Origin of the sequence: Baekduia sp. (assembly GCF_035996765.1) — a bacterium.
In the GTDB taxonomy this organism is placed as follows: domain Bacteria; phylum Actinomycetota; class Thermoleophilia; order Solirubrobacterales; family Solirubrobacteraceae; genus Baekduia.
In genome coordinates this window covers 41114-60150 of sequence record NZ_DASYJG010000099.1, presented here as the reverse complement: position 1 = coordinate 60150, position 19037 = coordinate 41114, and the positions used below count along the sequence as shown (strand labels likewise).

Here is a 19037-nt window from a genome sequence, read left to right as displayed (position 1 = left end):
CGGCCCGCACAGACCATCTGCACGGCCTCGCGTCGGAAATCATCGGGGTAAGAAGGTCGCGTTCTCGGCATCGACAGACACATCCTTTCGCGGCACAGCCGCGCAAGCCCTCACATGTCCGTCAAACGGGGTCCACTCCATCGCGCCAATCGCGCCGGATGGCCCTGACGCGCTCCCTTACGCGGCATGGGCACTCGCGGATGAGATGGGCTGGGCGAAGACCTATGACGCCAACTATGTGGCCCTCGCCCGGCTGCGTGACTGCCGCTTGGTGACGCTCGACGCGCGGCTCAGACGCGGCACAGGCCGGTTGGGCTTGGTCGTCGGACCGACCGAGTTGTAGTCATCGAGCGTCCGCCCTTGGAGGACGCTTGCGACATTGCTGTGTCCCGGGACCGCTGCCCTGGCCCACTCGTGCGGAAGGCCCGCTTTGCGGGCCTTCTGTCGTTAAAGGCGGTGCGCATCCCGCGAGCAGGCTGGCCGCACTGATGGCAGATGCCTCACTGCGGACTATTCCCGCGTGGGCTTCTTGTGGTTGACTGGCTCTGCCGCTCGCGACGGCAGCACAGAGAACCCCGGAGGTCGACCCAGCGGTGCTCGCTGGCAGACGCCTCCGGGGCTCTCGCCCTTGCGCCTCACCCATCGTGAGGCGCTCTAGGTTCGACGATAAGCCACTTCGGCTTTTTGCGCGCTCTGAATTCTGCGCGGTCGGCCGACGCTGTTCGTATTCGTCCGAATGGGCGTATTAGCCATCGAACGGGAGCTTACGCCTGATCAGGCGTAGACGTCTACGGGGTCGGCCTAGCAGTGTGGCTGAGGCTTGCTCGGCGACAACATCAAAGCTGCTCGTAAGGCCGCTGGGCTGAGCCAACAGGGAGCTGCAAATGCCAGCGGAACGGGTCTTGCGCATTACGGCCGAGTTGAGCGTGGCGAGATCGATCCCCAAGTCGGGACGCTCGTTCGCATCGCTGCTGGTCTTGGCGTTTCAGCCGCTTATCTGCTGCGCGGCATCGACGTGAAACCCAGGGAGACACCTGCTCGTCCCCGGGAGCACCAGGCCGAGTGACGTCGAGTTCACACCACGTCGATGTCCGCCGGCCATGACATTGGGAAGAGCTCCCTATACGGCCGCGCCTCGTCGATGACGCGCGCGACGGACGGCCGGTTGACGAGCTCGCGATAGTAGCGGTTGATGTTGGGGTGGTTGGTCTCGTCCCAGCGGTGGATGGCGCGGGCGTAGAAGAGCGCGGGCGCGGCCGCGCAGTCGGCGACCGTGAACGTGGCGCCCGCGGTCCAGGGAATGCGGGCGAGTTGGGCGTCGAGCACCGGGTAGGCGGTGTCGAGGGTGCGACGGGCCTCGGCGACGCCTTCGGGGTCCTCGCCGCCCTCGGGTCGCAGGTTGTCGCCGACGATCTTCTGCATCGGGTTCGCGACGTACTGGTCGTGGAAGCGATCCCAGAGACGGGCTTGCAGGGCGTCGGCCGCGTTCGCGGGGACCAGCGCGCCGTCTGCCAGCGCATCGAGGTACTCGATGATCGTCGTTGACTCCGGCAGCACCATCCCGGCGGTCTCGTCGACCAACACCGGGATCTTGGCCAGCGGCCAGATCTTCGCCAGCTCCTGGCGTGAGGCCTCGTCGGTGACGACGTGGCGCTCGAACGGGAGCTCCAGCTCGTAGAGCGCGATCAGCGGCTTCCAGCAGTAGGCGGCGAACGGGTGCTCGTGGAGGATCAGGTGATTGGTCATGTGAGGGAGTCGAAGCCGGGCGCGCGTTCTCGACATCCATCGCGCGACTAAGGGGTCTGCCTTACCCACTAAGGCCCACCGTCCGTCAACGCACACCCTTCGCCCGATGTGGAGCATCGCCCTCAGGGCCACCATGCTCCTATGACTTCCACCAGCACGATCATCCTCCAGCAGGCGACCGCCGCGCAAGACGCGGCGTTGCGCGAGCTGTCGCAGCTGGACTCCGCCCGCACGGTCTCGCGGCCGGCGCTCATGGCGGTCGTCGACGACCGGCTGCTCGCGGCGATCTCGCTGCGCGACGGCCGCGTCGTGGCCGATCCGTTCGCTGAGACCGAGGCCGCCGTTGCGCTGCTGCGGGTGCGCGCCTCGGCGTTGCAGACGACGCCGCGGCGCCGCTCACGACGCGGACCGCGCCTGGCGCTGCGCCCGCGCCCGGCGGTCTAACCGCCCACGCCGGTTGTTCGTATGGAGGTGCTCCCCACGAGCACCTCGCTACGAATGGCCCGCGCGGGACCGCGCGAGCGCCAAGCGCTCCGCGGCGCCCGCGGCCTCGCGCTGCAACTCGGCCAGCCGGCGCGCGTCGCCCCGGCCCGCGTAGAGCTTCTGCTGATAAAGCGCGACGCGTTCGGCGGTATGCCGAACCTCGGCGCTCAACTCCACCATGCTCGGCTCCCGAGGAGCCATGAGGCGACTACCTCGTCGGCGTCGCGGCGCGCCGCGCCCGCTCGGCCAGCGCGTCACGCAGGTCGCCGAGCTCGGCCTGGCGGCGCAGCAGCGCCATCCGCTGCTGGGAGTTGAGCTTGGGGGAGTCCAGCCGCTGCGAGACCGTCTCCATCTGGCGGAGGATCTGCGTGCGCGTTCCGGAGGCGGTCATCCCCCTAGCTTAGACCCCTGGGGAAACCGCATCGGCCGAGGGCTGGCAGGCGTGGCCCAGCGCGAACAGGAGCCGCTCCCCACGATCGCCGATCTCCTCGTCCTCATCGAAGACGACGAGCAGCCGGTGCTCGCGGCAGAACTCCAACGGAACGCCGGAGAAACGGCGCATCCGGCGGCCGATCTCATAGCCCGACAGACCGGTTCCGCGCACATCGATGAGCACGCGGGCCTCACCGCGGCGCGCGCCCGTGCGGGCGGCGGCCTCTTCGAGGACCGATAGCCCGGGCAGTTGACTGATGCGAGAACGCAAGAGCGCGAGGGAGGCCGCGCGGCCGCCGATGCTGAAACGCGGCGGAGAGCCGGCAACGTGGGGGAAGGAGGTCATGCCCTCAGGGCGTGACTCCTTTGCGAACAATGGTGGATGCGGCGGCACGGTCGATGAACGACGGCCGCCAAACCTCCTCAAACCAGCCTTGCGGCCCGTCCTTCGAGGTATCGCTGCTCGGGCAGGCTCGTCGTCCGCCGCGCCGCCTCGCGGTACGCATCACGCGCCACAGCCTCCTCGCCGGCCAACTCCAGCAGGTGCGCGCGGACCGCGATGAGCCGATGGCTCTCGGCCAACGACCCATCGAGCGACGCCAGCAAGGCCAGTCCAGCCTGCGGCCCGTCGACCATCGCCACCGCGACCGCGAGGTTGAGCGTCACCATCGGGTTGGGCGCGACGCGCTCCAACACGCGATAGAGCGCCACGATCTGCGGCCAGTCGGTGTCGTCGGCATCGGCCGCCTCGGCGTGCACGGCGGCGATTGCGGCCTGCACCTGGTACGGGCCCAGCGGCGCGCGGCCCAGCGCATCGGTCACCAGCGCCACACCCTCGGCGATCTCGCCGGCGTTCCAACGGCCACGATCCTGCTCGGCCAACGGCACGAGCGATCCGTCGGCAGCCGTGCGCGCCGCCCGCCGTGCATCGGTCAGCAGCATAAGCCCGAGCAGCCCCTCGACCTCGCCGTCATCAGGAAGCAACCCCCGCACCGCGCGCGTCAGCCGGATCGCCTCGGCGGTCAGATCCGCGCGCGCGAGCTCCGGCCCCGAGCTCGCCGTGTAGCCCTCGTTGAAGATGAGGTACAGGACGTGCAGCACGGTCCGCAGCCGTTCCTCGCGCTCGGCGCTCGCCGGAGCCATCGAGAAGTCGGTGCCCGTCGCCCGGATCCGCGACTTCGCGCGGCTGATGCGCTGGGCCATCGTCGCCTCGGGCACCAGGAACGCGCTGGCGATCTCGGCCGTCGTCAGCCCGCCGACCGCCCGCAGCGTCAGCGCGAGCTGCGACGGCGGCGAGAGCTCCGGATGGCAGCAGTGCAGCAGCAGCGTCAGCGTGTCGTCCTCGCCGGCCGCGGCGTCGGCACCGGCATCGAGTGCCGCGAGCTCCACGTCAGCCCCCGGCGCCACCCGCGCGTCAGCCGGCTCGGCCGCCAGCGCGCTGTCCTCGCGCGCACGCCGCGCGCTGTCGCTGCGCCACGCGTCGGTCAGCCGCCGGCCGGCGACCGTCAGCAACCACGCCCGCGGGTTGTCCGGGACGCCCTCGGAAGGCCATTGCGCTGCCGCCGCGATCAGCGCCTCCTGGACCGCGTCCTCACACGCGTCGAACTGCCCGTGGCGGCGGACGAGCGCGCCGAGGACCTGCGGCGCGAGCGCGCGCAGCCGATCCTCGACGCCGGCGGCCGTGCTCACATCTCGGCCCCGTCGGGGCTCATCAGCGGCCGCACCTCCAGCGGGGAGAAGCGCGAGCTCGGCCAGCGCAGGGCGATCTCGGCCGCGCGCTCGGGCGTCTCGCACTCGAGCATCAGGTAGCCGCCGAGGTGCTCCTTGGCCTCGGCGTACGGGCCGTCGGTGATCGCCGGCACGCCGCCGGCCAGCCGAATCGTCTTGGTGTTCGACGGGTCGGCGAGCGCCTCGCCGCCGATCAGCTCGCCCGAGTCGGTGATCTCCTTCATGATCGCCTCGACGTCGGCCATCAGCTCAGCGCCCTCTTCGCTGAAGAAGCGCTCGCGGGTCTGGGCGTTGTCGTAGATCAGGACCATGTACTTCATGTCGTGACTCCCGTTTGTCGTGGCACCGCGGTGGCGCCGTTCACTGCGAGGTCGGAGCCGAGGATCCGTTCTCGACATCATCGCGCTCGCGACCAGTACCTGACCGTCCGGCAGAACCTCGTGCGCCGCACGCAATCGGCCAGTACCGTCACCGCGGTGAAGGTCGAACACCGGTCCCTGCTGCTGTCGCTGCTCTCGTGGGAGACGCTGCGCTACGCCGTCAGCGGGTCGTTCTCGACGTTCGCCTACATCGCGCTCACGTTGATCGTCTCAGGCCCGCTCGACGTGCCGATCCAGATCGCGATCCCGGTCTCTTACGCCACAGCGCTGGTGCTGAACTTCACGCTGCAGCGCCACTTCGTTTTCCCGACCGATGACGGCTTCGCGCTGGAGCGGGGCGCCCAGCTGCGTCGCTACGTCTCGGCTGTGCTGGTGCAATACGGGATCACCGCGACGTCGACGGCGGTGCTGCCGCGCCTCTTCGGTGTGCCCGAGGGCGACGTCTACGTGGTCACGGTGCTGGTGCTGGCCGTGCTCGCGTTCCTCACGCTTCGGTCGCTCGTGTTCCACCCAGCTGAGGGATGAGGGCGGCCTCGGCGGCAGGGTCGACGCCGTCGCGGTGGCGCATGGCCAGCAGCCAGCGTCCGAAGGCGTACAGGTAGTCGCCGAGCACGCGGTCATACAGCGGCGCCATGTTGATCCAGATCAGCGCATCGACCGTTCCGATCGCGCGCAGGTCGAAGTCCCGTTCGGCGCACCAGACCCAGAGCGCGGCGCGGCCGTCGGCGCGCAGCGCCGTGTCCGGATGGCCAATCGCCAGCGCGCCGTCGGCGTGGTCGACGCGCTCGAACGTGCGCGCGTGCATCACCGACTCCGGCAGCTCGAGCGAGTGCAGGAGCTTGGCGAGGTCGTAGAGCTGGTCGCCGCGGTCGGCGAGGCCGCCGAACTCGTCGCGCCAGTCGATCAGGCGGTAGCCGCCGTCGCCGGCGATGATGTTGCCCTCGTGCAGGTCGCCGTGAAAGACGGTCGGGATCGCGGCGGCGACCATGCCGTCGAGCTCGCGCTCCAGCGCCTCGGCGACGGTGGCGGTCGGCACGCCGTTGATCTCGGTGCCGCTCGACGGCTCGGCGGTGTCGCGGTCGTCGAGGTAGGCGCTCAGGCGTGCGAGCGTCTTGTCGCCGTAGAAGCGGCGGGCCGCGTCGCGGAAGGCCTGGCCGTCGGCCCGGTCGCGCCACAGGGCGGTCGAGACCCAGTCCAGGACGCCGACGACCTCGGGCCCGTCGAGGCGGTCGCAGAGCACCGAGCCGCGCGCCTTCTCATAGGCCAACCAGCCGGACGGCGACGCGACGATGGGCGGGATCGCGCCCGTCAGCTCGGCGGCGCGCGCGGTGCGGCGGTCGGCGCCCTGCGGATCGCGAAACCACTTCACGACGCGGTCGGGCAGCAGGTAGGTGACGTCGATCGCGGCGCGGCCCGCGGTGTCGTACTCGGCAAACGCGCGCCGGGCGGCCGCGTAGGTCTCGGTCGTGCCGGCGTCGGTCCAGTCACAGGGCGCGCTGCGAACGCGCGCGCCCGCGTCGAGCAGCGCCTGGAAGCCCTGGGTGACCTGCAGTTCGCCGGAGACGACGCCGCGCCGCAGGCCCGCGAAGAACGTCGCCGGGTCTGCGATCCACGCGACGCCGTTGTAGGCCAGCCGCGACGGACCGGTCCGCTCCTGCAGGCCGCGCACGTCGCCGTCGGCGTCGGTCTCCAGCGTCAGGTAGGAGGTCGGGTCCTCGACCAGGGTCGCGCCCATCCACGTCTCGCCGGCCAGCGGCGGCATCGTGTGGACGATGCCGTCGGCGGCGGCCAGCGCGAACGGCTCGTCGGACCCGAGCGCTTCGGCGCACGCGAACACCGACAGACCCGGACCGGAGCCTGGGCCGTCGTAGTTGTCCACCGTGACGAACGTGATCTCGCGATCGGGATGGGCGAGGGCGACATAGGCGCGCAGCTGATCGGCGCGGTGGCCGACGGCCATGACGAAGCGCGCGTCGGACGGGAAGCTCTCGAGCACGTGGGTCAGCACGGCGCGGTTGCTCAGCGGTGCGAGCGCCTTGTGCAGCTCACCGTCGGCGAAGCCCATCCGCGTGCCGCGCCCGGCGGCGATGATGCAGACCAGCGGGCCGCTCACCAGATCTCCACCTCGGGTGCGAGCGCGCGCAACTGCTCGGTGATCTCCGCCGTGTAATGCGTGGCGCGCACGATCACCGCGGCGGGGCCGGCGTCGGCGATCACCGCGGGCGATCGCACGGTCAGCGGTGTGCCGTAGAGCCGCAGACCCTGCTTGGCCGGATCGTTGTCCAGGACGGCCGTCGCGCGCTGCGCCGGGAAGCCGCAGCCAACCAGGAACTGAGAGAAGACATGCGCGCCGAAGAGGTAGACGGGCCGGTCATAGGCCTCGGTCCGCGCCATCAACTCCTTGGCGTCGGCGCGCGCGGTCTCCACGAAGCGGACGAACGCACGGGTGCCGTCACCGGCGTCGGGCGGCGGCCCAGCGGCGCCCGGCTCGGTGTCGGGCCGGGCCTCCACGAAGAAGCTGTGGTGCTCGAAGCGCTGGGGCTCGATCACCGTGTACCCGGCGTCGCGGAGCATCCACACCAACAACTCGATGCTGAAGAAGTAGGTGTGCTCGAAGTTCAGCGCGTTGGCGCCCGACTGAGCCAGCAGCGAGGCGAGGTCGGGGACCGACAGCAACATCGGCGCGTCGCGGCGGGCCTGCTCGCGGATCCCGCGCAAGAACGCGCGTGGCTCGTAGAGGTGCTCCAGCAGGTGGCTGTGGACGACCGCGTCGGCCTCGGCGACCACGCCGTCGACCTCCTCGACGTAGGCGGCGACGAGGTTGATCGGCGGCTGTGGCGTGAACGTCGGGTTGGGCTCCACGACGGTCCACGACGCGACGTCGTGCTCGGCGACGTACTCCCGGGCCAGCGCGCCTGAGGCGCCACCGATCTCGACGACGTTCTGCGGCGCGCGCGCTGCGACGAACTCCGCGAGCGCTGTGTGGTGGCGGGCCCAAACGCCGCCGACCGCGCCGTTGTGCTGGGTCTGGTAGACGAGGTCCAACGGCGCGAGCGCCGCGAGCTGCACGCTGCCGCAGCGCCCGCAGGTCGCCCAGCGCTGGTCGAAGAACGCGTCGTCCTGCGCCGGCTGGTCGGTGCAGCCCATGTGCACCGGGACGCCGGCGATCTCCAGGAGTGGATCCAGACCATCCGCGCCGCAGGCCGCACAGCGAAGTCGCTCTTGGAGGGGGACCACCGCTGCCGCGCCGGTCGCCTGCGCACCGCTCACGGACCCGGCACCATGATGCGCTCGTGCTCAGCATCGGGCGGGACCGCGCGCGGTCCGGCGACGTGGTCTTCAGGCAACAACCGGTATTCGGTCAGCCACGGATGCAGGACGAAGAAGCGGTCATACCAGAGGCGCGCGTACTCCTGAAACTGCAGCCGCGTCGTGAACCCGTACTTGCGGCGCATCCACTGAAAGCCCTCGTCGAAGACCTTGCGCGCGTTGACGTCGTAGGGGTCGGTGCGGATCAGATCGGCCCGCGTCTTGAGCAGCTCCGGGTCTTCGCTCAGCGCGCACGCGGTGCTCAGCGCCGTTGCGTAATCGTTGATGTAGCCCTTGACGATCAGCTCCGTGTCGGTGCCGTAGCTGCGGAAGTTCGAGCCGTCGAAGACCGGGCCGTTATCGGCCGTGCCCTGGTGGTCGATGATGCGATCGACGAACGAGCGGCGCAGCATCCACGCGTGGTGGTTGATGTGCCAGACGTAGCGCAATGAGTCGGGGCCGATCAGCTCGCGCTCGGGCCAGGTGTCGCCGCAGGGCGAGATGATCCCAACGCGCGGGTGCTCTTCCAGTTGATCGAGCAAACGGCTGACGACCGGGCCGTCGAAGTGGACCGTCGCACGCATGAGGAAGAGGTAGTCGTACTCGTGCAGGCGCCCGCCGTTGATGAGCTCGCGGATCCCGAGGTTGAAGCCGCGCGCCGGCCGCAGGCCCTCCTGCATCGCCTCCGGCCAGTTGGCCCAGGTGGTGTGGTGCTCTGACAGCTTGTCGCGGTCGGTCCCCGCCTCGATGACGTAGATGTCGGTGTCGTCGAGGTCGAACCGGCGGATGCCGCGCACGAGGCGGTCGACCGCCTCGGGCAGGTTGCGCGACAGGATGATGACGGCGACGCGGCGTCTCATGAGGGGACCACCCGGAAGGCTTGGAGGTGACGGAGCAGGCACGCCTTGATGCGCTTGCGCAGCGCGACGTCGAGCTCTCGCGAGGTCATGTGCACCCGTTGAATGAGATCCGCGCGGATGCGCAGGAACTCGGGTTCGGAGAAGACGTAGTGGCCGGCCCAGATCGCCCGATCGCGGTCGGTCGCGTCGGAGCCGTCGAGCTCCCACTTCTCCCACTTGCGGGTGTCGTAGGCGAGCGTGAGGAAGCGCTCGGCGAGGTCGCTTGCGCCACGCCCTTCCATGACCGACAACAAGCCCAGTGACTCCTCGACGCCGTACTCCGGCGCGATGTTCGCCGCGTGGATGCCCAGCAGTGGGTGCCACTGCAGGATCTCGTCGGGCAGGTAGTCGGTGTTGTGCTGGCGCAGGTGCGTGCCGAAGGCGTTGATCATGGCCATTAACTGCGGCAGGTGGATCTGCGAGGGCATCTGCTCGTCGATGCGATACGGCGCCGAGAGCGAGCCGACGTTGCGGCGCTCCATGACCTTGGTGCCGGTCTGGACGACGACGAACAGCGGCGCGGGCGTGCCCTGGCTCTCGCGCCGCTCGGCCAGCGCCTCCAGCAGCTTGCGCGGCTGCTCGAGCCCCTCGGTGACGCTGCTCTGTTCCTCGTCGCCGACCTCGAAGGCGATCGCGTGGTCGCCGGCGACGGCCTGCTCCCAGCAGTCCTCATAGAGATCCAGCAGCCGCTGCTTGGGCACGTCAGGATCGGTTGCCGACGGGCAGACGCACGTGTCGATGTGCAGGAGGTCGAAGCCCGCGTCGAGGTCGGCGAAGAACGACATCCGCGCCTCCTCCATCGCTCGCTCGGGCGAGGTCTCGGCGCTGTTGTTGGTGCCCTGCCACGGGCCGCCGTGGTCACGGCAGATCACGACGCGGTTGCGGTGGTCGCGCGAGCGCACGCGCTCGGTCAGACCGTGTGGCGTGAGCCCCTCGACGTAGCCGCCGCCGAACTCCGCGGCGTCGATCTGCCGGCGGCTGGCGATGAGCATCAGCGAGACGTCGTGCTCCTGGGCGACCTCGACGGCGGCGTCGACGACATTAAGGCTCACCACCCCGACGCCGATCTGCGTGCTCGGCCAGGCGTTGGCCTGCGCGGCCATCGCGGCCAGCCGCGGGTTCTGGTTGGCACCTTCTGGAAGCTTGATCACACGATCCCCGCCCATTCGGTCCGGCCGAACTGCTCGACCAAGAGGTAGAAGCACGCCTCGGCGACCGCGCGGTCGCCTCCGCGTCGCTGCGTCACGTACGTCGCCGCCTCCCGCACCCCGGGGAGCGCGTCGGCCGTCGTGATCCCGACGCCGACCTCCCGCAGGACCGGGATGTCGGTGAAGCTGTCGCCCATGTAGGCGATGCGTTGAAGTGGCGTGCGCGCGCCCATCCACGCCAGCCGCCGGTCGCTGCTGACGAGCGTGAGCTCATGGCCCATGTCGCCGTCGATGCGCCGCTTGCTGATCGGGAAGCCGCGATGGTCGGCCGAGACGAACACGACCGGCGCGACGGCCGTCAGCAGCCGCAGCGCGTCGGCGTCGTCGGGGCCAAAGGACTTCGTCTGCTTGCCCTCGCGGCCGTAAGCGAAGCGCCCGTCGGTGAGCACGCCGTCGACGTCGAAGACGATCAGATCGATGGGAGTTGTGTCGTTCATCAATGCACGGCCCTGATCAGGTAATCCGCGTTGCGGGCGAGCTGGGGGAAGACATGGCTGCTGGCCAGCGGGATGACGGTCCAGGCGACGAGGACGCTGCCACCGGCCCATGCCGTCACGCGGTTGGGTGAACCTACGAAGGCCACGGCCGCGAAGCCGAGCAGGGCGTAGTAGGGGATCTCGATGAACCGGGTCAGGATCCAGGCGGTGATCTGGTCGGCGCCGGTGAAGTCGACCAGCGCGAAGGAGGCGACCAAGGTTGCCACGGTCACCAGGAACGCCGCCCGGCGCGGGCCGGGGTCTACTGTGGTCTCGCGTAGGCCGAGGGCCAGCCAGGTCGCCAGCGCGAGGATCGTCAGGAAGCCGTAGGCTGCCAGGAAGTAGGGAAAGCTCACGCAGTGACCCGTGAACTGACATTCCTGGCCGGTGAACGTCGGGAAGGCGATGGGGGTGGTCGTGATGTCGCGGGTCTGGAGCGTGCTCCCGTAGCCCGGCAGGATCGACGCAAGCGTCTCGCGAACCTGCCCGTGGGCGAAGCCGCCGACCAGGTTGTTGGACAACAGGAAGCCGACGCCAAGGGCGGCGAGCAAGACACCGACGCGTGGTGCCACGTGTGTGAGCTGCGGCAGCAGCGACGAGTCCGACCCCGACAGGGCCAGCAGCGTCGCCGCGACGATCGCGGCGGCGCTCCCGGCCAGCAGCACCCAGCCAAGGCTGTTCGGTGAGCTGACGTGGTGCAGGTCCCAGAAGACGAACGCGGGCGTCAGGACCGCGATCACGCCAAGCGCGGGGACGAGCCAGGTCCGGACGAGCCCGCGCAGCCGCGCCGGTCCGCGGCCGCGGAGCAGGTGCCAGGAGCCCGCGCAGACCAGCGCCACGCCGATGTAGGCCGTGCCGCTGATGGTCGTGAAGCCCAGCCCCGCGGTCGCCAGCACGATCGTGACCGCCGTCCGCGGCGACAGCCGGCCGATCAACAGGAGTGCCACCCACGGGCCGACGATCCCCATCAGGCGCCCGGGAAGCTCAAGCCACATCGCGGGGTTCTGCCCACCGATGAGCGAGACGTGGTCCCAGGGGTAGATCGTCGCCGAGGACGCGAGCACGGCGCCCATCGCCAGCGTGCCCGAAATCCGGGGGCGACGCACCGCGAAGCTGTGCACGATGCCGAAGACCAGCGCGGCGAAGGACGCGAGCGCGACGAACCCGGTCGCGTAGAAGGCGAACAGGTAGTCCTGGCTCTGGGTCGAGGTGAATATCAGCGGTGCATTGAACACCCACTCGTCAGACTGCTGGTCCCATTGCGCGAGGTGCGAGCCGAAGACCCCGCGCAGCTGCTCTCCGGCCGTGTTGAGGAAGGCCGTGATCGAGTCGGGCACCATGAAGTAGCGCCCCGCCTGGAGGCGATACACCCCGCAGAGCACCAGGATGCTGCTGATGATCGCCGCGGTCCGCAGTAGCTCACGTTGCCGGCCGGGGTCGCTGCGCAGGTCGGTAATGCCGACCGTCAGCGACCGGCGGTGCAGGAGCAGCGCGATGATCGGCAGCGTCACGAGGCTGATCCAGGCTGCCGTCACGAAGTACACCCCGGCGAACAGCACTTGCAGCGGCACCAGCACGATGAGGTATCCGGGCAGGAAGCCGGCGAGCACGCGGACCGTCCGCGGCCAGCCCTCCACGCCACGGATCGTCCCGACGAGCGTTGCGCCGATCGCCGTCACCGAGGTCAGGTAGACGATGGACGCGAGCAGCGTGAGGATGCGGAAGCGATCCTCGACGAAGGGGTTCCAGTCCGGGCTAACCCACCCGGCGACGTAGACCCCGCCGACCTCGTGCAGCATCGTGCCGTCGCCATGGATCTGGCGGAGCGCGCTGACGGACACGTCCGGCGCCTTGGCCACGATCACCGCCGCGAGCGCGAGCCCAGCGACCAGCACGGCGCCGGGCACCCATCCTCCCGGCACCCGCGGACGGGCGGTCTCAGCTGCGCGGTGAGGGGGTGCGAGCGTTGGTGCGCCGCTCACCGACCTCGCCCGTAGTCATCGTCGTACCGCGTGATGTCTTCGTCGCTGGGCGGAGAGGCGACTTCGAAGATGTAGGAGTCCTCGATGGCGTGGACGCGATGGACCACGGTCGGGGCGACGCGGTAGACCGCGCCGGCCGTGAACGTGTGCACCTCGAGCCCGTGGACGTCGGGCCCCATTGTGATCTCGACCGTGCCCTCCTCCACGCGCACCCACTCGCGCTTGAACTCGTGAGACTGCAGGCTCGTGCGGCTGCCCGCGCTGATGAAGATGCGCTTGACCACGAAGAGCTCGTTGCGCTCGAGGATCAGCTCGCTGCCCCAGGGCTTGTCGATGAGGACCGGCTCGGTGATCATGCGCCCGCTCCGGAGAAGGGGAGGACGACGGCGTCGGCAGCGTCCCGTCGCAGGATCCTGCGACGCCAGCCGAAGCGCAGCAGCATGCGCGTCAGCACGAGGCCGTAGCGGACGAGGCTGAAGCGCACGGAGGTCTCGGCGTCACGCCACTCCATCGGCACCTCGGCGATCGTCAGGTCGGGATCGCTGTGGAAGAGCAGGTTGAGCTGCGGATGGAACTGGTAGCCGCTGGTCAGCCGCTCCAGCGGCATGCGCTGCACGGCCTCGGTCCGCGCGAGCATGATGCCCGTCCCCGCGTCGGACATGCTCACGCCGCAGACGATGCGCGTGAAGCCGTTGAAGAAGCGGTTGGCCCAGCTGCGGACGAAGTTGTAGTCGCTGGTGTCGGCGCCGGCGACGAAGCGCGAGGCGAGCACGACGTCAGGCTCCGGGTCGCGGCCGAACATCTCGACCATGTCGAGGATCGTCCCGGCCGCCTCGCACTGAGCATCGCTGTGCATCACGGCGATGTAGGGGGCGATCACCTCGAGATGGCGGAAGCCGCGCTTGATGCTGCCGCCGTAGCCGAGGTTGGTCGGGTTCTCCAGCATCCGGATCCGCTTGGCCATCAAGGGCGATTCGGCGATCAACGCACGCACGACCTCCGGCGTCCCGTCGGTGCTGGCGTTGTCGATCACCAGAACCTCGTCGATGGCGCCCTCGGTCTCCTCCACCAGGGCACGCAGAACAGGCGCGATGACCGTTGAGGTGTTGTAACACGGCACGACGACCGAGACGGCGCCGAGCAGCTCGTCCGGAACGCGTCCCGGCGGCTCGTTGGCCGCTCGCGCGGCCCTTCGGCGACGCACATGGAGGGCAGGGGTGCGCTCGACGGTGCTCATGACCCAACATCTACACCGACCCCCCGCACGGCCGCCAGAGCCAGGGCGGCAAGGGCCGAACTATTGCCGTCCGACGGGCGCGTCTCAGTGGAAGACGCCGACGCGCAGCGTGATGAACAGGATCACGGGCGCAGCGGCGATCGCGATCAGGTAAGCGGGCCGGTCGCCGAGGCCGGCGACGTGGACCAGCAGCGCGGTCGCCGCGGCGATGCAGCCGTACTGCGCGATCGCCACGACGAGGTAACGGCGCAGTTGCTTGCCCACCGCCAGCGTGTAGACGTCGCGATCGGCGAAGACAAAGTACCGCTGCAACGAGAAATGGACGGCCAGGTTCAGGGGGTAGGCGAGCAAGATCGCGAGCTGGATCGCTAGTCTTCCGGGGCCGGTGAGCAGGAAGACGGCGCCTATGCCGACGACCGCGGTGACAACGCCGGCGATCGCGTACCGCGTCATCTGCGCGGTGAGCGGATGCCGAAGCCGTGCGCTCACTACCGACCGGCTCGCGCGCAGGGCGTTCACAGGACGCCGACCAAAGCGTCGGTGTGGGCCGCCATGCGCTGAGCCTAGCCCACCATCTGCGGGCTCTCGGGCGACCCTGCCAATGAGCAACCCCCGGCCGGCCCGGTCAGGCGGCGGTCGGCGCGCCGGCGCTGACGAGCGTGCCCGGCTCGACGATGCGAGCAGTGACGTCGAGCGCCGCGGCCTCGCGCAGGAAGGTGCCGGCCGGGTCCTCGAGCTGGGCGTAGATCGGCGGGTTGTCGATGGTGTCGTAGTGGATCGGGATCGCCTCGCGCGCGCCGAGGAGGTGGGCCGCCGCGGCCGCCTCGGCCGGGGTCATCACCGCGTTGCGCGGCGATGAGGGCTGGCGGTGGGGAAGATCGACGCGCGGCCCGTTGACGGGCAGGAAGGCATAGTCGATGTCGCCGGTCCGCATCCGTGCGCGCCACCACCAGCCGTGAAAGAGCGTGTCGCCGGCGTGGTAGATCCGCGTGCCGGCAGCTTCGACGATCCACGAGACCTGCACGTCGCCGAAGCCGTCGACGGCCGGGACCGCGGTCGCGCGAAACGGGCCGACCTCCACGGTCTCCCAGACCGCGACGGTCTGTTGACGGACTCCGAGCTCGGTCAGGCGCTTCTCAGCACCCTGCTGGGCGGCGACCTCCAGGAACTCGCCGGTGTCGGGCGCGGGACGCAGCAGCACGCCGTCGGGGCCCAGCGCGCCGGCGATCGCCTCGGCGTCGGTGTGGTCCTCGTGCAGATGGGTGACGAGCGCGAGCGCCGCCGTGCCAGGGCGCGTCATCGGCGGCAGCTCGGTGTGCGGCTCGCCCATGAACTGCCGCATCGGCGCGGTGCTGTGCAGCAAGTCGATGGTCGCGATCTCGCCGGCTGCTTGGAGTTCGAGGCCGGCCCATCCCAGACGTGTGATCTTCATGAGGCGGCATTTAACGATCGATCGGTCGCTATGTCAATAGCAACCGACCGGACGCTAAACTTTGCGCACCATGCCCCGCCGCTCCGCCGCCGACGCCGCCCGCACCCGCGCCGCGATCCTCGAGCGCTCCATCGACCTTGCCTCGCTCGAGGGACTGGAAGGCCTGACGATCGGGCGCCTGGCCGCCGACCTGGAGATGAGCAAGGGCGGCGTGCTCGGCCACTTCGGCACCAAGGAGGAGTTGCAGCTGGCGGCGCTGGGCACGGCGCGCGAGGTCTACCGCCGCGAGATCTGGGAGCGGGCGCAGAGCGCCGCCCCGGGCCGTGCGCGGCTGCTGGCCATCGCCGATGCGTGGCTCTCCTACCTTGGCCGCGACGTCTTCCCCGGCGGCTGCTTCGTGGCCGCCGCATCGTGTGAGTTCGATGATCGGCCGGGCCGCGTGCACGATGCCGTCGTCGCGATGCACACTGAGTGGATGGGCGTACTGGCCCGCGAGGCGCGGATCGCCATCAAGAACGGCGAGCTGCCGCGGGCGACGGACGCCGAGGACCTTGCCTTCGGGCTCAACGCCATCGCGATGGGCGTCAACCAGGCACGCCGCCTGCTGGGCGATGCGGCCGCGGCGGACCGCGGTTGGCGCGCCATGCGCGCGCTGCTCGGCGCGCCACGGGCGCGGCGACGGTACCCCGCCGCTGCCACACCCGCGACTGCCTGAGTCTCAGTCGGTCCCTAAACGGGACGAACGCCGACGGCCTTGGGGCCCTTGGCCCCGGCCTCGGTGCTGTACTCCACCCGCGCGCCCTCGGCGAGGGTGCGGAAGCCGTCGGCTTCGATGTCGGAGTGGTGGACGAAGAGATCCTTGCCCGACTCGTCGGGGGTGATGAAACCGAACCCCTTCTCGTCGCTGAACCACTTCACAACGCCCTGCGCCATAGGTCTTGCTCTCCCACGTACTTGTAGCTGTTGGCCTGGTTGGCGGGCACCGTAGCAACCTCCCGCGCCGGTGGGAAGGGTTTCCCCACCGGCGCGGGAGGTATGTGCACTCAGGCTGCGAGAAGCTGCTCGGCCACGCGATCGGTCGCGTCGCCGTGGCCGCCGATGAGGCGGCGGGTCAGCTGGGCGCGGCGGAAGTACAGCGGGGCGTCGTGCTCCCACGTCGCGCCGATGCCGCCGTGCACGTTGATGTTCGAGCGCGCGGCGAAGTCCAGCGCGCCGCCGGCGGCCGAGCGTGCGGCGCTTGCCGCGAGCGGGAACTCGTCGGGTGCGTCGGCCCGTGACCACCCGGCGTAGAAGAGCAGCGAGCGGCCGTTCTCCAGCCGTCGCAGCACCTCGGTGAGCTCGTGCTTGACCGCCTGGTAGGAGCCGATGGCACGCCCGAAGGTGAACCGCTCCTTGGCGTATTGCACGCTCATCTCCAGCGTGGTCTGGACCGTGCCGACGGCTTCGGCGGCGATGAGCGCCTGGGCCACGTACCACGCATCGGCAGCGACAGCCGCCATGGAAGCGGGAGCGCCTGCCGCCGATGTGGCCGCATCGGCAGCGACAGCCGGGTCAACGGCCAGCCGCGTGCCGGGTGCGTTGTCCAGCGTCACGTGCGCGAGCGAACGCGTGACGTCGTAGCGCACGATCTGCTCGACCTTGACGCCTGCGGCGCCCGCGTCGACCACCGCGACCGTTCCGTCCACACCGGTGACGACCAGCAGATCGGCGCCCGGCGCGTCCACCACATAAGCGGCGTGGCCGGTCACCGTGACGCCGTCGCCCTCGCCCGTGATCGTCGGGGCCGCCGGCCGCGCTGCGCCCGGACCGTCGACGGTCCAGTTCGGCTCGAGGTCCCCTGGCGGCCGGGTCGGGATCCAGACCGGGCGGACCTCGCCGGAGGCGATCGCCGCCAGCCCGTCATAGCCCGCGGCGTCGAGGATGGCCGTGGCCGGCACCAGGCCCAGGAACGGCACCGGCGCCAACACGCGGCCCGTCTCCTCGGCGACCAGCATGGCGTCGAAGACGTCCAGGCCCGCGCCGCCGTGCTCCTCGGAAATCAGCAGCCCCGCCCAGCCGGCCTCGCGCGCGGCGGGCCAGAGGTCGGGCAGCTCGGACAAACCCTTGTCCTGTGCCTCACGTGCGGCCTCGATGATCTTGAACCGCGACAGCGTGCCGCGGGCGGCCTCGCGCAGGAACTCCTGCTCCTCGGTCAATGAGAGGTCCATTAGACGGCCGCCCCTTCCTTCTCCTTGGCACGCAACTCACTGAACGGGATGCCCTTGTCCAACCGCGGCTCGGGCGGCAGCCCCAGAACGCGCTCGCCGATCGTGTTGCGCAGGATCTGCTCGGTGCCGCCGGCCGACTTCAGGCCCGGCAGGAACGAGATCATGTAGGCCCACTCGTTGGCCTCGTTCAGCGCGTCGGGGCCGACGACGTCGGCGATCAGGTCGCCGGCCGCGATCGCCGCGTTGACCGTCGTCACCTTCGCCAGGCCCGACTCGGGGCCCGGGATCTGCCCTTGGGAGAGCGCCGACAGCGTCCGGTAGGAGGCAAAGCGCAACGCCAGCAAGTCGGTGCCGATCTCGCCCAGCGACTTGCGGACGGCCTTGTCCTTGGCGGCCACGGGGTCGCTCGCCAGCGCCGCGGCAAAGCGCGCGGCGTTGTAGCCAAAGCCTTCGGAGCCCAGCCCGATCGTCAGGCGCTCGAACATCAGGACGGTCAGCGCCGTGCCCCAGCCGTTGTCGACACCGCCGACCACGTTCTCGGCGCCGATGCGGACGTCGTCGAGGAAGACCTCGTTGAACTCCGCCTCACCGGAGATCTGGCGCAGGCCGCGTGTCGTGACGCCCGCTGCATCCATCGGGACGATGAACATGGTCATGCCCTTGTGCTTGGGCACGTCGACGTTGGTGCGCGCGAGCACCAGGCCGTAGGAGGAGAACTGCGCGTTGGTCGTCCAGACCTTCTGTCCGTTGAGGACGAAGGAGCCGTCGTCCTGCACAACCGCGCGCATCTGCACGGCGGCCAGGTCCGAGCCGGCGGCCGGCTCGCTGAACATCTGACACCAGACCTCGTCGCCGTGCAGCATCGGGCCGAGGTAGCGCGTCTTCTGCTCATCGCTGCCGTGGGCGATCAGGCACGGGCCGAGCATGCCGAGGCCGATGACGTCGAGGATGCCGGGAACGCCGGCGCGGCCGAGCTCCTGGTTGACGATGACCTGCTCGATCGGCCCGAGGCCCTGCCCGCCGAACTCCTGCGGCCAGGTGACCCCGGCCAGCCCGCCTTCGGCGAGCTTGCCTTGCCACGCGCGGCGCGCGGCCAGGTACCCGGCGTCTTCGGCGCCGGCGCGCGTCGAACGAACGGCGGGCGCCTCGGCGCTGTGGGCCTCAAGCCAGCTGCGGACCTTCTCGCGGTACGCGGCCTGCTCGGGCGTGTCGTTGAGATCCACGCGGAGCCTCCAATTTGGCTGACCAGCCAGTCGATGAGGCGTCGACTTTACGTCACCGAGCAGCTCAAGGCGAAACCGATGGCTACGTCCGACATCTCCGCCGTCAAGGGATATGTACGGACAAATTACGATCGGCGCGACTTATCAATTGTCGTATCGCGCCTTGCCGTTCCGGCTCTGGCAACTAACAGTGGTCCGGTGTAGACCAGCTTTGTCCGACGTACCGCAACCTTGATCAAGGCATTCCACTTTGACCACGTCGCCTGCAAACCGACCTTCCCGTCGAACGCCGCTG

At 69.8% G+C, this 19037-nt stretch carries 23 protein-coding genes; 4 read left to right on the top strand and 19 right to left on the bottom strand.

The annotated features are described in order from the left end of the window. The first annotated feature begins 820 nt into the window (after positions 1 to 820). The gene (locus VGO10_RS21590; protein WP_327472077.1) at positions 821 to 1066 is read left to right on the top strand and encodes a helix-turn-helix transcriptional regulator; all 246 of its coding nucleotides are present in this window, start codon (positions 821 to 823) and stop codon (positions 1064 to 1066) included. Between the two features lie 8 nt (positions 1067 to 1074). On the opposite strand, the gene VGO10_RS21585 is transcribed toward VGO10_RS21590, so the two are convergent. Next, positions 1075 to 1746, bottom strand: a complete 672-nt coding sequence (locus VGO10_RS21585; RefSeq protein WP_327472076.1) for a glutathione S-transferase family protein — start codon at positions 1744 to 1746, stop codon at positions 1075 to 1077. 141 nt (positions 1747 to 1887) lie between these two features. On the opposite strand from VGO10_RS21585, the gene VGO10_RS21580 reads away from it, so the two are divergent. Continuing rightward, the gene (locus tag VGO10_RS21580; protein WP_327472075.1) at positions 1888 to 2190 is read left to right on the top strand and encodes a hypothetical protein; all 303 of its coding nucleotides are present in this window, start codon (positions 1888 to 1890) and stop codon (positions 2188 to 2190) included. A 48-nt stretch (positions 2191 to 2238) separates the two neighbouring features. On the opposite strand, the gene VGO10_RS21575 is transcribed toward VGO10_RS21580, so the two are convergent. The 5 genes from VGO10_RS21575 to VGO10_RS21555 form a co-directional block, all read right to left on the bottom strand. After that, positions 2239 to 2400 (bottom strand): hypothetical protein, encoded by a 162-nt coding sequence (locus tag VGO10_RS21575; protein ID WP_327472074.1) that lies wholly within the window; start codon positions 2398 to 2400, stop codon positions 2239 to 2241. A 37-nt stretch (positions 2401 to 2437) separates the two neighbouring features. Further along, entirely contained in the window at positions 2438 to 2620 is a 183-nt protein-coding gene (locus VGO10_RS21570; RefSeq protein WP_327472073.1) for a hypothetical protein, read from the bottom strand. Positions 2621 to 2629: 9 nt separating this feature from the next. Continuing rightward, positions 2630 to 3007 carry a hypothetical protein gene (locus tag VGO10_RS21565; protein WP_327472072.1) on the bottom strand — a complete coding sequence of 126 codons (378 nt, stop codon included), beginning with the start codon at positions 3005 to 3007 and terminating at the stop codon, positions 2630 to 2632. A gap of 77 nt (positions 3008 to 3084) precedes the next feature. Next, positions 3085 to 4350, bottom strand: coding sequence for an RNA polymerase sigma factor (locus VGO10_RS21560; RefSeq protein WP_327472071.1), 1266 nt, complete (start codon positions 4348 to 4350; stop codon positions 3085 to 3087). Further along, the gene (locus VGO10_RS21555; RefSeq protein WP_327472070.1) at positions 4347 to 4709 is read right to left on the bottom strand and encodes a YciI family protein; all 363 of its coding nucleotides are present in this window, start codon (positions 4707 to 4709) and stop codon (positions 4347 to 4349) included. Before VGO10_RS21555 ends, VGO10_RS21560 begins: the two co-directional genes overlap by 4 nt. Before the next feature lie 156 nt (positions 4710 to 4865). Between VGO10_RS21555 and VGO10_RS21550 the strand changes: the two genes are divergently transcribed. Then, positions 4866 to 5294 (top strand): GtrA family protein, encoded by a 429-nt coding sequence (locus tag VGO10_RS21550; protein ID WP_327472069.1) that lies wholly within the window; start codon positions 4866 to 4868, stop codon positions 5292 to 5294. Here the strand turns inward: VGO10_RS21550 and VGO10_RS21545 are convergent. The 10 genes from VGO10_RS21545 to VGO10_RS21500 all read right to left on the bottom strand — a co-directional run bounded on the left by VGO10_RS21545 (position 5254) and on the right by VGO10_RS21500 (position 15312). Then, positions 5254 to 6882: an NTP transferase domain-containing protein gene (locus tag VGO10_RS21545; protein ID WP_327472068.1), complete on the bottom strand. Its 1629-nt coding sequence runs from the start codon at positions 6880 to 6882 to the stop codon at positions 5254 to 5256. The two genes, VGO10_RS21550 and VGO10_RS21545, sit on opposite strands and share 41 nt — an antisense overlap. Next, a complete protein-coding gene (locus tag VGO10_RS21540; protein ID WP_327472067.1) occupies positions 6879 to 8039 on the bottom strand; it encodes a class I SAM-dependent methyltransferase in 1161 nt (386 codons plus the stop codon). The genes VGO10_RS21545 and VGO10_RS21540 overlap by 4 nt, the downstream gene beginning before the upstream one ends. After that, the gene (locus VGO10_RS21535) at positions 8036 to 8938 is read right to left on the bottom strand and encodes a hypothetical protein (RefSeq protein WP_327472066.1); all 903 of its coding nucleotides are present in this window, start codon (positions 8936 to 8938) and stop codon (positions 8036 to 8038) included. Before VGO10_RS21535 ends, VGO10_RS21540 begins: the two co-directional genes overlap by 4 nt. Further along, positions 8935 to 10128: a class II D-tagatose-bisphosphate aldolase non-catalytic subunit gene (locus VGO10_RS21530; RefSeq protein WP_327472065.1), complete on the bottom strand. Its 1194-nt coding sequence runs from the start codon at positions 10126 to 10128 to the stop codon at positions 8935 to 8937. Before VGO10_RS21530 ends, VGO10_RS21535 begins: the two co-directional genes overlap by 4 nt. Continuing rightward, positions 10125 to 10622 carry an HAD hydrolase family protein gene (locus VGO10_RS21525; RefSeq protein WP_327472064.1) on the bottom strand — a complete coding sequence of 166 codons (498 nt, stop codon included), beginning with the start codon at positions 10620 to 10622 and terminating at the stop codon, positions 10125 to 10127. Before VGO10_RS21525 ends, VGO10_RS21530 begins: the two co-directional genes overlap by 4 nt. Next, the gene (locus VGO10_RS21520; protein WP_327472063.1) at positions 10622 to 12568 is read right to left on the bottom strand and encodes a hypothetical protein; all 1947 of its coding nucleotides are present in this window, start codon (positions 12566 to 12568) and stop codon (positions 10622 to 10624) included. Before VGO10_RS21520 ends, VGO10_RS21525 begins: the two co-directional genes overlap by 1 nt. A gap of 71 nt (positions 12569 to 12639) precedes the next feature. Next, the gene (locus VGO10_RS21515; RefSeq protein WP_327472062.1) at positions 12640 to 12999 is read right to left on the bottom strand and encodes a hypothetical protein; all 360 of its coding nucleotides are present in this window, start codon (positions 12997 to 12999) and stop codon (positions 12640 to 12642) included. Beyond that, positions 12996 to 13880 (bottom strand): glycosyltransferase family 2 protein, encoded by an 885-nt coding sequence (locus tag VGO10_RS21510; RefSeq protein ID WP_327472061.1) that lies wholly within the window; start codon positions 13878 to 13880, stop codon positions 12996 to 12998. Before VGO10_RS21510 ends, VGO10_RS21515 begins: the two co-directional genes overlap by 4 nt. An 84-nt stretch (positions 13881 to 13964) precedes the next feature. After that, the gene (locus VGO10_RS21505) at positions 13965 to 14369 is read right to left on the bottom strand and encodes a GtrA family protein (RefSeq protein WP_327472060.1); all 405 of its coding nucleotides are present in this window, start codon (positions 14367 to 14369) and stop codon (positions 13965 to 13967) included. A 136-nt stretch (positions 14370 to 14505) separates the two neighbouring features. Beyond that, positions 14506 to 15312 carry an MBL fold metallo-hydrolase gene (locus tag VGO10_RS21500; RefSeq protein ID WP_327472059.1) on the bottom strand — a complete coding sequence of 269 codons (807 nt, stop codon included), beginning with the start codon at positions 15310 to 15312 and terminating at the stop codon, positions 14506 to 14508. Positions 15313 to 15382: 70 nt separating this feature from the next. On the opposite strand from VGO10_RS21500, the gene VGO10_RS21495 reads away from it, so the two are divergent. Further along, complete coding sequence (locus VGO10_RS21495) at positions 15383 to 16027, top strand: TetR/AcrR family transcriptional regulator (protein WP_327472058.1); 645 nt, start codon at positions 15383 to 15385, stop codon at positions 16025 to 16027. Positions 16028 to 16041: 14 nt separating this feature from the next. Here VGO10_RS21495 and VGO10_RS21490 read toward each other — a convergent pair whose 3' ends face one another. The 3 genes from VGO10_RS21490 to VGO10_RS21480 form a co-directional block, all read right to left on the bottom strand. Next, positions 16042 to 16245: a cold-shock protein gene (locus VGO10_RS21490; RefSeq protein WP_272475494.1), complete on the bottom strand. Its 204-nt coding sequence runs from the start codon at positions 16243 to 16245 to the stop codon at positions 16042 to 16044. Positions 16246 to 16355: 110 nt separating this feature from the next. Beyond that, the gene (locus VGO10_RS21485) at positions 16356 to 17519 is read right to left on the bottom strand and encodes an acyl-CoA dehydrogenase family protein (protein WP_327472057.1); all 1164 of its coding nucleotides are present in this window, start codon (positions 17517 to 17519) and stop codon (positions 16356 to 16358) included. Then, a complete protein-coding gene (locus VGO10_RS21480; protein ID WP_327472056.1) occupies positions 17519 to 18742 on the bottom strand; it encodes an acyl-CoA dehydrogenase family protein in 1224 nt (407 codons plus the stop codon). Before VGO10_RS21480 ends, VGO10_RS21485 begins: the two co-directional genes overlap by 1 nt. Between the last annotated feature and the right edge of the window lie 295 nt (positions 18743 to 19037).